This window comes from Psychrobacter sp. 16-MNA-CIBAN-0192 (assembly GCF_040309565.1).
In the GTDB taxonomy this organism is placed as follows: domain Bacteria; phylum Pseudomonadota; class Gammaproteobacteria; order Pseudomonadales; family Moraxellaceae; genus Psychrobacter.
In genome coordinates this window covers 1-230 of sequence record NZ_JBEOOX010000787.1, presented here as the reverse complement: position 1 = coordinate 230, position 230 = coordinate 1, and the positions used below count along the sequence as shown (strand labels likewise).

General features: G+C 50.0%; 1 protein-coding gene. It reads right to left on the bottom strand.

All coding sequences use genetic code 11. The annotated features are described in order from the left end of the window. Window positions 1-230 (bottom strand): SulP family inorganic anion transporter (locus AAEY78_RS15215; RefSeq protein WP_352340371.1); only part of this gene is annotated, 230 nt, incomplete at both ends.

Below are 230 nucleotides of genomic sequence, written 5' to 3'. Positions count from 1 at the left end.
ATATTACCGATACCTTGGCCAAGTAATTCGCTATTGGCGCTGTGTTTTTTACCGGACATGCCGTCTAACACCACTGCACACAGTAACGATTCAATGGCGCCTAACATGGCAATCGCAAAGGCGGCAGACAATAGGTCACTGGCTAATTGCCAAGTGAGTACCAATGGCACTTCACCGGATTGCGCGCGAAGCCAAGGCCATTCAAAGTCAGGCAACATAGAGGGAATGCC